This is a genomic window from Pseudoalteromonas sp. L1, from assembly GCF_021728095.1.
In the GTDB taxonomy this organism is placed as follows: domain Bacteria; phylum Pseudomonadota; class Gammaproteobacteria; order Enterobacterales; family Alteromonadaceae; genus Pseudoalteromonas.
In genome coordinates, this window is sequence record NZ_JAKKCT010000002.1 from 311,682 (window position 1) to 326,757 (window position 15,076).

A 15,076-nucleotide genomic window follows, 5' to 3' on the forward strand; every position below is an offset into this window, starting at 1 on the left:
CGCATAAAATCCCATGATTTGAAGCAATTTCTGCTTTTTTCCATACTTAATAACTACTTACACAACACTTTTTGGAGGTGTTGAACAAAAAGCTTTTCAATTTTCGAATCTAAAGAACGAGTTTTGCTTAAGCCTTTGCAAAGCTCGCTCTTTCTAATTTATGAACGAGATGGGTATATTCCCTCCAGTACCATTTGCCAGTTAACTACCTGATATGGACTAACAATGCTAAATGATTCTGAGTTGCCAGTGTTCCCCACAACGACATTACCTGACACACCACCACCCTCGACAGTTAACCCCGATATATCAGTCAATGTTGGAGCTGGCGAAAAGCCTTGCTCTTTATAGTACATTTCGCTACTTGTATTCGCTGCCAAGTAAGACTCAGCATCCGGCGTCGGTGTATTGGGGCCGTTTGTTGCAACCTGTAGTCGCCCAGTTGCTTGCGAAGCACCTGTAGACTCAAATATTGCAGTATGAGTATGCTGCGGCAATTGCGATAAAGTTAAGGTTCTATATTCGGAACCAAAGCGTTGGCCAAGATTATAAGTAGCACCACCAGGCATATTGCCCATACCTAACGGGCTTCGACCGCGTAAATCAGGTATACCAAACGTCGTTCTTGCATCACCACCATAAAAATCTCCAATTAAAGAGAATAAGGCTGTGTTTTGAGATATTGCCATTAACTGGCCCTGACAAATCGTCCAGCTACGAATTGTAAAATTGCCACCAAATGGTCTCATGGTGCCGATATATGAATCTGCTGACATAATTGGTCCTTAATAATTTTTGAGTTGTAATTGGCGAAAAAATGACTTTATAACTGCTTTCAAATGCCTCACCAACTAGGTTACTTGCGATTAAATTAGATATATTTTGTACAACTAAAGTCACCTCGTTTATTGAGATTATTCGTTATCTTCTGGTTTACTTCCCACAGGGTGAGCAGAAAACACTGGGGGAACAAACAATTCTGGTAATGCCACCTGACGAACACTTCCAGAGGATACTTTACCTAAACAAACAGTACCGACATCATTAACACCTAAGTTAACTGAAGGATGCTCTGGATGTGTAGTAAAACGCCAATAAAGCTCAGAAGTCTTATAGCGTATCAATACCATTTGCTCGTATTGATCAAATTCATCTGGCTGTTCACAAAATTTATCGTGGTATTCAGACAGCCGCTGCTCACCCAAAAACTGCACCAACACGCTCCCCATTCCTGGCACTTTTAAAATTGCGGACTGCCCACGCTCTACAATTAACTCCCCTTTACCCTCAAGTTTGGCGATAGTTTGGGCCGATTCAGGACTAGGCACAGCACCATCGTTATATGGATATGCTGCTAGGTCATAGCCATAATTATTGGTAAGTTCTATTTTTATCTTCATTTGTTATCTCGCATCTGAAGTGTTACCTAGAGCACCGCGCACATGGAATTACGATAACAGCCCAACTTCTATTGCCTTTCATGCGACTTTGCTCACCATCTTTAATATTATTCTTAACTTGTTGCCTGAGAAGCCAACTCCACTAAATCAAAGAAAAGCCTGCATCAAGTCCAAAAAGTACAGCAAATCTATAACCATCAAAGAGTCCTTGCTGTGTGCCAATAACATCTAGACAAACAGCACCATCAAGGGTTTTAATAACTAAACCTTCTCGACGACTTAGTTGAATAACAGTACCTGCTTGTACGCCTTTGATATCACATTCAACTTCAGTCGCTTGTAGTACTTGAAACATCTCTTCTCTTAGACGAAAGGTGGCACAACCAACATCGACATTGCCAGCACGGCACATGTTCACAATTTCCGAAGTTGGCTGTTTACACCAGTTAATAGCCAGCTGCTGCGGTTCGAGCATGGGTGCAAAATACTCAAAGCATGTATCTTGCTCACGCCAAGAGATATTTTCTTGCTCTTCTAATTGACAAAAAGTATTGAGCAAATGAGGTAAAGCCTGCGAGACCTTTTGATTTACTACACTTATCGTATCGAAAGGATGAATAATAAGGTCAATATCAGTAGCTATATCTCCGCTATCCACTTCTGACGTAACACGGTGCAACGTAAGCTTAGTGGCTTGTTCACCGTTTCTAATTTGCCAATAAAGCGGGAAAGGTCCACGGTATTCAGGTAGAGGGCTAGGGTGAATATTGACTAAGCTGCCATCAAAGTAGCTTATCAAAGTTTGTTTTATAATATGTCTAAATAGATAAATTACACCGTGATTAGCACCTAGCCTGTCCAAATCCGCTATAAGAGTCGTATCGTCATGCTGGTTATACTTTAAAGTAGGGATCTGCGCTTGATGTAGTAGCTGCTGCAATTGCATTAAATCCGGATTTGGCTCAGCATCCACCAAAACTACACATGCTAATTTATGAGTTTGTTGGAGGTATTGGATCGCCGATAAACTCTGGCAGCTACCCGTAAACACCGCATACCTTTGCATCATATACTCTCCTGTACTTTTACAGGCACAAAACCCGGCAGCCCAGTCAGTTGATAGTAAAACTGAATGGTATCCCCGCTACTAGCAACAAAGTGAGTATGTTCAATATCTTTAGGTTTAAGATCTATGTAGACGCTATTGTCTGGTCTTGGATGTGTGATCCCTGAATCATATTGGCCAACCTCTTCTTGCGCGAAGGTTTCTATGTGAGCATAGACCGCAAAAATACGTTTACTCATATCTTCGACACCCTTAGGTAATACAATTTGATTCGCAGGGATCACTTTTATGCCGCCTTCAAGTTCAAGCTCTTGCATTTCTAACAAACTAGACTTATTGATCTTAAGGATTTCGCCTAGCTCCACTCGGTCTTGTTGTGCCTCATTAGCTACATTACTTGAATGACTAAACTCTTGAGTTTTCCATTGTTGATTAAACTCAGTTTCCCCAACAACCATCATGCCTTTTACCGACACATTTTGCGGGATCATCCAACCGTCTATGGATAAGTATTTTACTAAATGTTTAGCAATACTTAATTGGCCCTCTTTCGTAAAACCATGTTGCATCGCTTCTAACACTAAAAGATCAATCGCATTTTCTGGCTCAAATATGCTCGCATCAGCCTCTTCAATAAGTGATATATACTCTTCTAGCTGCAAGTCACTAACGAGCTGTTTAAGGGTTAATACTGCACCGGGCTGAATATCCACAAGTGTCACTTGGATTTGACTCGGCTTGATAGTTTGAGTCTCTTTGTAATAACTAAGTAAAGGTAGTAATAAAGGGGCGAAAGGGCCGCATGCTGGATACAACACATTAATTGAGGGTTTATTTTTTAACTTACCTTGAATTGCTTTATCAAGCCCGCGTGCATATCCCTTTATCCGGTATATATCCTTTATTGTGTGCTTACAGTTATAGGGTGACATAATCAAACCCGTCGCTGAAATATACTGATTCGTAAGTTGCTCTTGGCTTAATCCCGCAACTGCCATAGACAGCACTGCTTGGTCATACATTTTTTCAAATGTTTTCACTAATTGAGTGTGAGGGGCAGTTATTTCAGAAAGTACCAACGTCATAGCTTTAACAAAGCTCTGTTGCAATACAACGAGTCTTTGTTCAACACTAATAGAAGTCTTCAGCAATGATTCCAACTGTGTTCTGACAGAGTGTTTTAGTAACGTGTCTATCTCAGGGTTAGCGTAATCGTATAAAGTCTTACTGTTTGTACCGTCTATTCTATCCATGTAATAAAAACTCAGATTTGTTAAGTTGCCAATACCTATAGTTATAGATAATTTTATCTTTAACTAAACAATGTCACGCTGTTTTAGATCAAAGCGAGTTACATCAGTATAGTTTTAATACTGTTATTTACAATTTAAGGGTACACTTAAAACAACAAATTATTTATTACACTTTATTACAGGATATTGCATTACCAATTACCTGGTGGTATTTTGAAAAAATGGCATAAAATAAATTGATAAAATTAAAATACTATCTAGGTGTGGTAAATATTATTACCCGTATTTATTTTCCTAGGGTTCAGCCAATATTTGAAGAGAAAATCACAGAAAAGCTTGCCATGAACAAATTTGAAAAAATATCTTTTCAGATGGAAAATAGCTTGTTATTTCATCCTCGAAAATAAACTTTCGAGATCCACGTTTATAGCATTCCAAAAAGTTTTCACTGTTCTTCCCTTATTTTTTAGAGAGGATCTCTAATATGAAAAATTATATTGAGACTATTTTAAATTTTTTAACAAAAATAAAAATAGCTTATGAAATGACTGATCTTAAAAATAAAACCCTTTTACCTGGGTTATTTATTCAAAATGGAATTCTTCAAATAGATATAAATAAGCTTAAGTATCCCGGAGATATTTTACACGAGGCAGGCCATATCGCTGTGTGCGAACCTATTTTTCGCGAGCAGCTAACGGGTGATGTTTACAAAAATGGCCTATCGATTAAGAGAGAGCCTCAAGCAATGCATGGTGAAGAAATCGCCGCTACAGCTTGGTCAGTTGCTGCAGTAAAATATTTAGGCTTACCTATGGAGCTCATTTTCCATGAAAAATCTTACAAAGGATCTGCACAAAACCTTTTCGATTTATTTGAAAATGGCGGATTGTTTGGTCAACCGTTATTGCAAGCGTGGGACATGACTTGCCCAAACTCTGGCTTTCCAATTATGCGAGAATGGATAAGAAAAACAAGGTGGATTAATTCGCTTTCTTAATGAGCGACTAGGCGCTTAGTAAAGAGCTAGCTTCTAAAAAAACACTTTATAATAATGGACTTATAGTGTTTGAGCTGGCTCTGCCACATATCAGACAAAGCCACAACAAAGCTCTTTTAAACTAAACGAGCCTTATTTTTCCCAAGCAGAGAGTACATCTTTCACCAACTCATAGCGCCATGAGTTAAAAAGGTCCGGCTTTGACGCAGCTTTACGTTCTTCATCATCGAGCTTCCAATTCCAGCTGATAAGTTGATTAATTTGTTTTTTAGAGGCTAATACATCTTCAGGAATACCCTGCTCTTTTGCAGCTTTAGTAATTTTTTGTTTAATATCTTTAGCGGCTTTTTTGTATGCCGGAAAATCAATTAAACGTTTTAATTGAGCTGGTTGCTCGCTTACAGGGATGGCTTTACCACGTTCAATACATTTTAAAATTTCGACGCCAGAGCGGTTAACTTCCATCGACTCAACACCAGGGACTCTGCGAAGTGCATTTAAGCTTGTTGGCTTACGTTTGGCAATTTCGACCATGTTATGCTCTTTTACCACAAAGTTAAGAGCAAGGTTTTTGCGCTCTGCTTTTTCACGTCGCCATGCAGCAAGTTCGCGTAATACAGCTAAATCATGCGGTCGTAATTGCCATGCATTTTTAATGTCTTTGTAAAGCTGCTCTGCAGGGGTTTGATAGGCACGTTTTTGCGCAACTAACTCGCTTTCGCTGAGCACTATGTCAAAAAAGCCAGCTTCATCAATTTGTTTTTTGATAATTTCAAAGCAAGGCAGTAAATGATACGTATCGGCAGCGGCGTAATCTAGCTGTTTTTCTGTGAGTGGACGTTGTAACCAGTTAGTGCGCGATTCACTTTTATCAATTTCGATATCAAGCAACTCTCTCACCATGTGCGCAAAGCCCATGCAATTGCCATGTCCTAAAATTTGCAGTGCAAATTGGGTATCAAACAGCGGCGTTGGTACAAAGCCAGCATACTTTTGAAACACTTCAATATCTTCTGATGGTGAATGCAGTACTTTTAGCACTTCTGGGTTTTTAAGTACTTGCCAAAAATCAAAAAGCGACAACTCAGCCAGTGGGTCGATTAACGCTAAATGCTCACCATCATATACTTGAATAAGTGCAACTTCAGGATACAGTGTGCGACGACGCATAAACTCGGTATCAATTGCCAGTACCGGTTTACCTGTAATTTTTTCTACAAAATCATTTAATTGGTTTTGTGTTTCGATCAGTTGATATTGCACTTACACTCCTATAGGAAACATAAAAAAGCCGGCTGATGCCGGCTTTAATTATTTCTTTTCGTCCTTTAAGGCTCTTCTTAGAATCTTACCAACATTTGTTTTTGGTAATTCATCTCTAAACTCAACGAGTTTAGGCACCTTATAGTTCGTTAAATTATCACGACAGTGCTTTATTATATCTTTTTCAGTTAAAGATTGATCTTTTTTCACAACAAAAACTTTAACTTGTTCACCACTTACCTCATGAGGAACACCAATCGCTGCCACTTCAAGCACGCCATCGTGCATTGCAACAACTTCTTCAATCTCATTTGGGAAAACATTAAAGCCAGATACGATAATCATGTCTTTCTTACGATCAACAATATAGAAGAAACCTTCATCATCGTAAGTTGCAATATCACCTGTTGCAAACCAACCATCTTTTAAGCATTCGGCTGTTGCATCAGGGCGGTTATAGTAACCTTGCATAACCTGCGGACCTTTAACCCAAAGCTCACCAGGCTCACCTTTCGCTGCTTCTTCACCATTTTCAAGCATAAGCTTAATATCAGTGCTTGGTGCAGGTAAACCAATGGAACCATTATAACCTTCAAGGTCATATGGGCTCACTGTTACAAGTGGAGCACACTCAGTTAAGCCATAACCTTCCATTAATTTGGTTTTCGTTACAGCTTGCCATTTTTCAGCAACGGGGCGCTGTACCGCCATACCACCGCCAAGTGACATTTTTAAGCTTGAGAAATCTAGTTCAGCAAAGCCTGGGGTATTTAGTAAGCCGTTAAATAACGTATTTACCCCCGTCACCGCAGTAAATTTGTGTTGTGCTAACTCTTTTACAAAACCTGGCATATCGCGAGGGTTCGTAATAAGCACGTTCAAACCACCGTATTTCATAAAGGTTAAGCAGTTCGCAGTCAGTGCAAAGATGTGGTAGAGCGGCAGTGCCGTAATAACGACTTCTTTGCCTCGCTCAAGAACAGTATCTAAACAGCCCGAAACTTGTTCAAGGTTACCAACCATGTTGCCATGCGACAGCATTGCGCCTTTTGATACACCCGTTGTACCACCTGTGTATTGTAAAAACGCTAAATCGTTTAAATCTACATCAGGCTTTTTATAGCTTGCTTCATCACCTGCCAATGCATCTGAAAACTTGATTACATCTGGTAGTGAGTAACTTGGCACCATTTTTTTGATGTATTTAACAACAAAGTTAACAATGTGCTTTTTAAGACCACCTACCATATCACCCACTTGGGTAACAACAATGTGTTTAACATTGGTTTTTGGAAGGGCTTTTTCTAGAGTATCGGCAAAGTTGGCAAGAATGAAAATTGCTGCTGACTCTGAGTCATTTAATTGATGCTCTAATTCACGTACGGTATAAAGTGGATTGACGTTAACCACCACACAGCCAGCACGAAGAATACCTAAAATAGTCACAGGCGTTTGTAGTAAGTTCGGCATCATCACCGCTACTTTATCGCCTTTTTTTAGACCAAGGTCGTTTTGAATATACGATGCTACACGTTTTGTAGCACTGTCTAGCTCACTGTAGGTCAACTCTTTACCCATGTTGGTAAAGGCTGGAAGGTCACTATAGTCAGCAAAACTTTTTTCAAACAAGTCGAGTAACGAGTGATAATGCTCAGGGTCGATTGTTTCAGGCATACCTTCTGGGTAGCGCTTAAGCCAGATTTTTTCCACTCTTAGCTCCTGTTTATAATTATATTTTTTAATAACCTTAATCTAACTAAGGCTGTTTCACAATGGAGTAAATACTCTAATGGTGCAGATAATCCCACATTTGGTGCAATTATACAATTAACTTGCTTTATAGTGCTCAATAAATGCATGAATGTGCTCTAAGGTTAATGCAGGATTTTGCATATGGCAATGGTGGCCGCCAGGTATCTGATGAATTTTCAACTCCTTGTAATATTTGCCATATGCTTCTAGGTTTTGCTTAACGAACGGGAACCCTTGCTCACCAAGGATTAGCTGGCATGGTGCCTGAATTTGTTTGATGGTTGCAATACATTGTGCTTCATCAAAACGAAAACCTGAGTGATTTTTAAGCTTAGGATCCGTTGTTAAATACCACTTACCTGCTTTCTCGTAACTATTTCTGCTCATCAGTAACTCTGCTTGTGGGTATTCAAGGTCGCCACTGGCAAGCCTTGCACTAATAATGTGCGCTTTGGACTCAAATGCTCTTGGCCCTTTAGTACTGACTCTTGCTCTGTTTAAAATTGCTTTACGAAGCTGGCTGCTAACGTCATTGCTGTTTGTTGTAACGCCCCCGATTCCCTCAATAAAATTCACCGATGCCACTTTTTCAGGGAAGCAGCTGGCAAAAACGCCAGCAACCATAGCGCCCATTGAATGGCCAACTAAATGCACTTTGCTCACTTCAAGTGACTCAATAAACTTATATACGTCGTCAATATAGTCAATAAAGTAATAATGGGCATCGTTACTTCGCCAATCAGATAAACCATGGCCAGGGAAGTCTATACAGTACCAAGTATGATTGAGCTTGGCATTCTCTAACATAGGAATGTAACTGTGTGCATTATCAAGCCAGCCATGTAAGGCAACAACAGCCTCTTCACCATGGCCAAAGGTTAGGCCACGTAATGTCTGAGTGCCAGTTTGAAAAGAAAAAGGTTGCACAATTACTCCTATTTATTAAGCGTTTCAACTTAAAGGCGTTTATTTATCGTCTAGCTAGTATACAATAATCCTCGCAGTATAAATAAGGGCACAATAATAAGGTTACATCAATGAAATTAAAATTAAGTCTTTTAGCATTATTATGCTCAGCAGGCTCTGTAATGGCTGAATCAGCACCAAAAAACATCATTTATATGATTGGTGATGGTATGGGCCCAGCATACACAACTGCATATCGTTACTTTAAAGATGATCCAAATACTAAAGTTGTTGACCCAACTGTTTTCGATACGATTTTACGTGGTATGGCTCATACCTACCCTGACGATCATACCTATGTAACAGACAGCGCTGCTGGTGCAACAGCACTGAGCAGTGGTCATAAGAGTTATAATGGCGCAATTGCTGTTGATACTGATAAAAAACCAGTAAAAACCATGCTTGAAGTTGCCAAAGAGCGCGGTATGACAACGGCACTCGTAGCTACTTCGCAAATTAACCACGCCACACCAGCAAGCTTTGCTTCACATAACGAATCACGCCGTAACTACGACGAGATTGCTAACGACTATATCGATAACAAAATCGCGGGTAAATTACCGGTTGATTTAATGTTAGGTGGCGGCACGAAATATTACGTTCGTGAAGACCGTAACCTAGTTGAAGAATTCAAAGCTGCAGGTTATCAGTACAGCGATAACTTCGCAGCAATGAGTGACTTAAAACAGGTTCCAGCACTTGGTTTATTCGCTGAAGTGGGTTTACCGTTTGCGCTTGACGAAAATCCAACGCGCCTTACGCAAATGACAACTAAAGCGCTTGATTTACTTGATGGTCAAAACGACAAAGGCTTCTTTGTGATGATCGAAGGCAGCCAAATTGACTGGTGTGGCCATGCAAACGACATCGCATGTGCAATGGGTGAAATGGACGACTTTGCTAAATCGATTGAACAAGCAAAAGCGTATGTAGATAAAAACCCTGATACTCTGCTTGTTATCACTGCCGACCACTCAACAGGTGGCTTAACACTTGGTGCTCATGGTCAATATAAGTGGGAAACTGACATAATTAAAGGTGTTAAAGCAACAGCTGGCACTATCACAAAAGATCTACTTGAAAGCGATGACTTAAAAGCAGTATGGCAAAAGTATTCTGATATCGAATTCACTGATGCTAACAGCATTAAGCTAAGCGAAGCTAAGAAAATGGGCGAGAAAGCACTGCTACTTGCTGTAAAAGATATCATCAATCATGCCAGCTTCACGGGTTGGACTACTGGCGGCCACACCGCTATTGATGTGCAAGTGTTTGCCTATGGTAAACGTGCTGAAGATTTCTACGGTTCGCAAAACAATACCGCGATTGCCAATAAGTTGATTGATTTTATTAAAGAGTAAATCTTTTAATCATAAAAAAGCCTAAACACTGTTTAGGCTTTCTTCATTTAATTCAGTTATTTTATTAATTATGCGTACACATCAACGCCAATTAAACTTTGCACTTCGGCACGGCGATCTAAATTAGCAAATTCTGTATAGGTTGAAATTGCACGGCTTATTTTTGGATTGCTTGGTTTGTCATAAATTGTTTGCTGATAGCTTTGCGACTCAGCTTTAAACTTATCGGCAATAACAACAGCTTGAGGACTCGATTTAACATACTCTGTTGACGATTTTTGCTCAGCCGTTCGGTCTGATATCGCCTTGGACGTATCAGTAACGGTATTTTTACGGCTATATTGACCAGGGATGTCACCGGTATAAAAGCCTGAGCCAATAGGTAAAGTCAAACGAGTATTTCCACATCAAACATGACTAAATTATGTGCCATAACTGACGGGCACGCAAGTCCCGTTGCTCTTTCAATTACTCTCGGCCTGGTAGCTTTTTCCAAGTCACTGTATCGCGAACATATTTAGGCTGTGCATTCGCAGCAGTTACCGTTTCACCGTTAGCAAAAGCAGATTCAACAGAGGCCAGCATGTATTTCGCATCAGGCAATAAGATGTTTTCACACAAGCTTACATTTGCAAGTTCTGTAACAAGCGAAGGATAGGTTTGCCAACCCGTACCCACCGCTATTGCAGCCATTTCAGGTAGCGTTAGCAACTCAGGTTTAATAACTTGCTCTTCATCAACAAGTAGCATTAAGCCATGTTCATTCGCTTTATAGTGAGCGTAATAAATCTCCCCCATACGTGCATCAATGGCAGAAAACACATCACATACTTGATGTTGCTCAAACGCTTGTTGCGCCATCATCTGTAATGTTGATACCCCAACCAAAGGCAAGCGTGCGGCATAAGCTAAACCTTGTGCAATCGCAACACTTATACGCACGCCCGTGAAGCTTCCAGGCCCTTGACCAAACCCAATCACATCTAAATCGGTTAATTTACATTCTGCCTTTGCGAGTAACTCATCAATTAAAGGCAAGATCTTTTGGCTGTGCTGCTGTGGGCACTCTTCAAAATGATGAAATGTTTGCCCTTGATAATGTAGCACCAGCGATAAAGCTTCAGTTGATGCATCTAAGGCAAGAATATTGTGTTTAATCATCTAAGTTACTCTAATTGATCTGTTCTAAAAACGCGTTTGCCATTGCTAAATCACGCGTGCGGCGCATGGGTGGCAAACTTTTTAAAAATACTTGGCCATAATGGCGCGTTACTAAGCGGTTATCGCAAATAACCAGCACACCTTTATCTTTACTATCGCGAATAAGCCGCCCTACTCCTTGCTTTAATGCAATCACTGCTTGGGGTAATTGAATATGTGCAAATGGGTCTTTACCTTGCAACTGGCAATCTTGCATTTTTGCTTGCAACAATGGGTCATCCGGCGCGGCAAACGGCAATTTATCTATAATAACACAACTTAATGTACTGCCTCTAACATCCACGCCTTCCCAAAATGAGGCTGTACCGAGTAAAACGGCATTACCATGGCGGGTAAACTTTTCAAGGATAATGCGCTTTGACATCTGCCCTTGCATATAAACAGGGTAATCCATTTGCGTGGTTAAACCTTCCGCCACTAAGTGCATCATGCGATAACTTGTAAACAGCACAAAGCAGCGACCTTTTGCTGATTTAATCAACTCAAGGGTTAGCTTGATAATAGCATGGGGCATATTATTCGCGTGAGACTCAGGTAAGTAGCGCGGTAAGCAAAGCAGTGCTTGTTGTTGATAATCAAACGGACTTTCAACAATCATGCTTTGCGTAGGTTTCAAACCAAGGCTAGCGTTAAAGTGCGCTAATTCGTTATCGACCGATAAAGTCGCCGAGGTAAACACAAAACCTGCACCTGTGTCTTTCATCATTTGCGCAAATTTAGCTGATACATTGAGCGGTGTAATGTTTACCGTTAAATAGCGGCGAGTTGTCTCATACCAATAGCTATAGCCTGTTTGTGCGGTATCAAATACACGTTCTAACTGACCTTTAAAAGCGAGTGTACGTTCAAACGGATGCTCTATTTTTTCACTACGATCTAAACATAACTTCAACACTTGATATAAAAAGTCGAGGTCGCTTATCACGCGGTGCAGTGCTGCACAAATAGCTTTATCGGCCAACTTTTCACGCCAGTCACCGCGACTGCCATCTAAGCCAAACTGCAGACGTAAATCTGCCACGCTAGTTTCTAACTTATTGAGGGTTTTACCTAATTGCAGCATATCGGGGATATCTGCACGGTAAATCGCGCGTAAGTCATTGATTAAATCAACCAGCTTTTTAGTACTAACACTTTCACCAAAATAGTCACTGGCTATTTCACTGAGCTGATGAGCCTCATCAAAAATATAGGCATCGGCAGTGGGCATCAATTCAGCAAAACCCGTGTCTTTCACGGCCATATCAGCAAAAAACAAATGATGGTTGATCACCACCACATCGGCTTCCATCGCATTTAAGCGCGCTTTACGAATATAACAATCTTGAAAATCGGGGCACTCTTTACCCAAGCAATTATCTGCAGTTGAGCTAACATAAGGCAGTACTTTGGCGTCTTCTTCAATACCAACACAATCTGCTAAATCGCCAGAACGCGTTTCACTGGCAAACTTTGCCACCATCGCCAGTTGATGCATGACATCTGGATCATCTGTTGGTACATGCGCAACGTGCTGACTTAAGCGATAGGTACATAAATAATTTGCACGGCCTTTTAATAGGGCTACTTTTTTCGTGGCACTGAGTGCTTTTACTAAATTGGGTAAATCACGATGAAACAACTGTTCTTGCAGTGCTTTTGAACCCGTTGAGATGATAGTTTTACCTTTTGATTTTAACGCAGGCGCTAAATAAGCATAAGTTTTACCTGTACCTGTTCCCGCCTCAACCACTAATTGGTGACGTTTTTTCAAGGCATCATCAACCGCAACAGCCATATCAATTTGTGGCTGTCTTGGAGTGTATCCATCAAGAGAAAGTGCAAGCGGACCCGTGGCACTGAAAAGTTGTTTGATAAACTTCGCCAATAAGATTAAAAGTGGTGGGCAGATTTTACGTAACTGGTTAACCTAGGGCAAGACTAAATGAGGAACCAAGGCTTCCTCATTATTAAAAACATGGGTTATTGTGCTTCTATAGTGAGTGTCACACCCAATGCAGAGCTATAACCTTGCAAGTCTATATACCAAGTACCCGCTTGAGGATTACTAATCTGGCATGTCTCTTCGTTGCCATTTTTATAAGGTCGACATTGATAATTTGAACTCGTCGAAGGTGAGCCGTAATTAACATATAAATCAGCATCACCACTGCCCCCAGAAATAGTCACTGTTAGATTACTCATACCGCTTGGGATCGCTTGAGTAAACCTCTGCCAAGTACCACTGGGTACATTAACATTCGTTTCTGTGCGGTCTATAGGTGTACTGCCAGAGCTTTGGCTATAACTTCCCGTTAATGCAACACCAGCAATTTCATTCCATGCTTCAACCATAACGTGATAAGTCCCCGCTTGTATTGATGAAATCGCACAGCTTTCGTTACTTGAAGATGTTGTACTTTTACAATCAAAATCTTGTAAAGTCGGCTTGCTGCCAAATTTGACATATAAATCGGCATCACCTGTACCACCTTGTGTCGTAAACTCTAGGTTGCTGCTCATTGCTGGCACTTCAAGGGTAAAAAATAGTTGCTGTTTTGCAGCCGCAGATAAACCCGTTTTTGCTACACCATTTTCAAGTTCATTACTTGGTTCGCTCACAACATCACCGGCGTTTTTTGCCATTTCAGCAAGGTAGCTCACAGCCAGTTTGGCAAATTTGCTGGCATGTTGCGCGTCGAACTGCGAATCGTTTGAAGTATGGATGAGAGGGTTAATATCGCTCATTCTTGATTCAAATGGCATTGATGCAGCAAAACCTTGCTGATACCAAGATGCATGATCTGAACAGCCATAACCGCATTGGTCAAAACCGTAGCTAACACTTGGTTGATAAGCATCAAGTAATTGCGATAAATACTGGTTTTGTGGTGAATTGGTGTAATCTGTCATCATCACAATGTCTGTACTGCTGCCGTTATTACCTGTCATATCAAATTGCACCATACCAACCACATTTTTAGCCTGTGATTTATAACTCTGGGCAATATCTTTAGAGCCCCGAAGGCCGACTTCTTCTGCAGCAAACCCCATAATTTGGATAGTTCGTTGAGGTTGATAGTTATTATCAACAATCGCTTTTAAGGCTTGGGTAAGCACAGCAATGCCTGATGCGTTATCGTCTGCACCAGGCGCACGCCCATTGCTTGGGTTTGATTGATTTATTGAATCTAGGTGACCACCAATCACGACAATTTCATCGGCTTTTTCAGCACCTGGAATAGTCACAACAACCGACGACTGTGAAAAGCTATGATTGAAGTATTCGACGCTAATATCACTACGGCTACTTGCTATTTGTTGCCAGTGATTTTTTAACCACTGAGCTGCATCTACACCGCTTTGCACTGAATAGTATCGATTATGGAAATTCATCATACTATTCACTGTATCAGTCAGCTCACTTGCATTAATTGATGAAAGCAACGCATTGACTGTCGTAGCGTTATCAATAGTATAACTTGCAAAGCTGCTCGTCGAAGCAAGTTGTGAAACACTATTTAGCTTTTGAGTATACAGTTCGGCATCGGCTAGAGATTCATGAGCCACAAAACCACCACAGCGATGGTAGTTATCGTGCATAAATTCGCTTAACCCTGCTATATCTTGTTTATTGACACGCATAAAGTTTACATCATTTATAACTGACGATTGCAAAGCGAGGTTACGTGTTTGTTTTTGTTTACTTAGCGCATCTTGTTGAAAATGTTTTGCGGCTAGGGCATCAATTGTCACCCAAACTGTTTCATCATCTTGAGCGAAACACATTTGGCTTAACGACAGTGAGGCTACAC

Annotated in this window: 13 protein-coding genes; 2 read left to right on the forward strand and 11 right to left on the reverse strand. The window is 40.6% G+C overall.

The features are described 5' to 3' along the window. Positions 1–158 precede the first annotated feature (158 nt). From L3V38_RS07595 to L3V38_RS07610, 4 genes are all read right to left on the reverse strand, one after another. The gene (locus L3V38_RS07595) at positions 159–776 is read right to left on the reverse strand and encodes a tail fiber protein (protein ID WP_237118962.1); all 618 of its coding nucleotides are present in this window, start codon (positions 774–776) and stop codon (positions 159–161) included. A gap of 138 nt (positions 777–914) precedes the next feature. Continuing rightward, on the reverse strand, positions 915–1,400 hold the full coding sequence (locus tag L3V38_RS07600; protein WP_237118963.1) for a hypothetical protein: 486 nt from the start codon (positions 1,398–1,400) through the stop codon (positions 915–917). Positions 1,401–1,542: 142 nt separating this feature from the next. Continuing rightward, positions 1,543–2,469, reverse strand: coding sequence for a formyltransferase family protein (locus tag L3V38_RS07605; protein ID WP_237118964.1), 927 nt, complete (start codon positions 2,467–2,469; stop codon positions 1,543–1,545). Then, on the reverse strand, positions 2,466–3,719 hold the full coding sequence (locus L3V38_RS07610) for a hypothetical protein (protein WP_237118965.1): 1,254 nt from the start codon (positions 3,717–3,719) through the stop codon (positions 2,466–2,468). Before L3V38_RS07610 ends, L3V38_RS07605 begins: the two co-directional genes overlap by 4 nt. 484 nt (positions 3,720–4,203) lie before the next feature. Between L3V38_RS07610 and L3V38_RS07615 the strand changes: the two genes are divergently transcribed. After that, the gene (locus tag L3V38_RS07615) at positions 4,204–4,719 is read left to right on the forward strand and encodes a hypothetical protein (RefSeq protein ID WP_237118966.1); all 516 of its coding nucleotides are present in this window, start codon (positions 4,204–4,206) and stop codon (positions 4,717–4,719) included. A 132-nt stretch (positions 4,720–4,851) separates the two neighbouring features. Here the strand turns inward: L3V38_RS07615 and rnd are convergent, their stop codons facing one another. From rnd to L3V38_RS07630, 3 genes are all read right to left on the reverse strand, one after another. Then, a complete protein-coding gene (gene rnd, locus L3V38_RS07620; RefSeq protein WP_130152246.1) occupies positions 4,852–5,982 on the reverse strand; it encodes a ribonuclease D in 1,131 nt (376 codons plus the stop codon). Positions 5,983–6,030: 48 nt separating this feature from the next. Further along, a complete protein-coding gene (gene fadD / locus L3V38_RS07625; protein WP_237118967.1) occupies positions 6,031–7,692 on the reverse strand; it encodes a long-chain-fatty-acid--CoA ligase FadD in 1,662 nt (553 codons plus the stop codon). A gap of 117 nt (positions 7,693–7,809) precedes the next feature. Continuing rightward, on the reverse strand, positions 7,810–8,661 hold the full coding sequence (locus tag L3V38_RS07630; protein WP_237118968.1) for an alpha/beta hydrolase: 852 nt from the start codon (positions 8,659–8,661) through the stop codon (positions 7,810–7,812). Between the two features lie 110 nt (positions 8,662–8,771). Here L3V38_RS07630 and L3V38_RS07635 point away from each other — a divergent pair, with 110 nt between their 5' ends. Beyond that, positions 8,772–10,061: an alkaline phosphatase gene (locus L3V38_RS07635; RefSeq protein WP_237118969.1), complete on the forward strand. Its 1,290-nt coding sequence runs from the start codon at positions 8,772–8,774 to the stop codon at positions 10,059–10,061. Between the two features lie 68 nt (positions 10,062–10,129). Here the strand turns inward: L3V38_RS07635 and L3V38_RS07640 are convergent, their stop codons facing one another. The 4 genes from L3V38_RS07640 to L3V38_RS07655 form a co-directional block, all read right to left on the reverse strand. Continuing rightward, positions 10,130–10,453 (reverse strand): hypothetical protein, encoded by a 324-nt coding sequence (locus L3V38_RS07640; RefSeq protein ID WP_237115691.1) that lies wholly within the window; start codon positions 10,451–10,453, stop codon positions 10,130–10,132. A gap of 76 nt (positions 10,454–10,529) precedes the next feature. Beyond that, positions 10,530–11,222, reverse strand: coding sequence for a tRNA (adenosine(37)-N6)-threonylcarbamoyltransferase complex dimerization subunit type 1 TsaB (gene tsaB, locus L3V38_RS07645; RefSeq protein ID WP_237118970.1), 693 nt, complete (start codon positions 11,220–11,222; stop codon positions 10,530–10,532). Between the two features lie 10 nt (positions 11,223–11,232). After that, entirely contained in the window at positions 11,233–13,149 is a 1,917-nt protein-coding gene (locus L3V38_RS07650) for an ATP-dependent DNA helicase (RefSeq protein WP_130152252.1), read from the reverse strand. Between the two features lie 95 nt (positions 13,150–13,244). Further along, positions 13,245–15,050 carry a M28 family metallopeptidase gene (locus tag L3V38_RS07655; protein ID WP_237119329.1) on the reverse strand — a complete coding sequence of 602 codons (1,806 nt, stop codon included), beginning with the start codon at positions 15,048–15,050 and terminating at the stop codon, positions 13,245–13,247. Positions 15,051–15,076: the final 26 nt, after the last annotated feature.

What these genes read in the sequence shown, in the direction of transcription:
- L3V38_RS07595 (WP_237118962.1), bottom strand. Translation starts at nt 776, where the DNA reads ATGTCAGCAGATTCATATATCGGCACCATGAGACCATTTGGTGGCAAT.
- L3V38_RS07600 (WP_237118963.1), bottom strand. Translation starts at nt 1,400, where the DNA reads ATGAAGATAAAAATAGAACTTACCAATAATTATGGCTATGACCTAGCA.
- L3V38_RS07605 (WP_237118964.1), bottom strand. Translation starts at nt 2,469, where the DNA reads ATGATGCAAAGGTATGCGGTGTTTACGGGTAGCTGCCAGAGTTTATCG.
- L3V38_RS07610 (WP_237118965.1), bottom strand. Translation starts at nt 3,719, where the DNA reads ATGGATAGAATAGACGGTACAAACAGTAAGACTTTATACGATTACGCT.
- L3V38_RS07615 (WP_237118966.1), top strand. Translation starts at nt 4,204, where the DNA reads ATGAAAAATTATATTGAGACTATTTTAAATTTTTTAACAAAAATAAAA.
- L3V38_RS07635 (WP_237118969.1), top strand. Translation starts at nt 8,772, where the DNA reads ATGAAATTAAAATTAAGTCTTTTAGCATTATTATGCTCAGCAGGCTCT.
- tsaB (WP_237118970.1), bottom strand. Translation starts at nt 11,222, where the DNA reads ATGATTAAACACAATATTCTTGCCTTAGATGCATCAACTGAAGCTTTA.
- L3V38_RS07655 (WP_237119329.1), bottom strand. Translation starts at nt 15,050, where the DNA reads ATGTGTTTCGCTCAAGATGATGAAACAGTTTGGGTGACAATTGATGCC.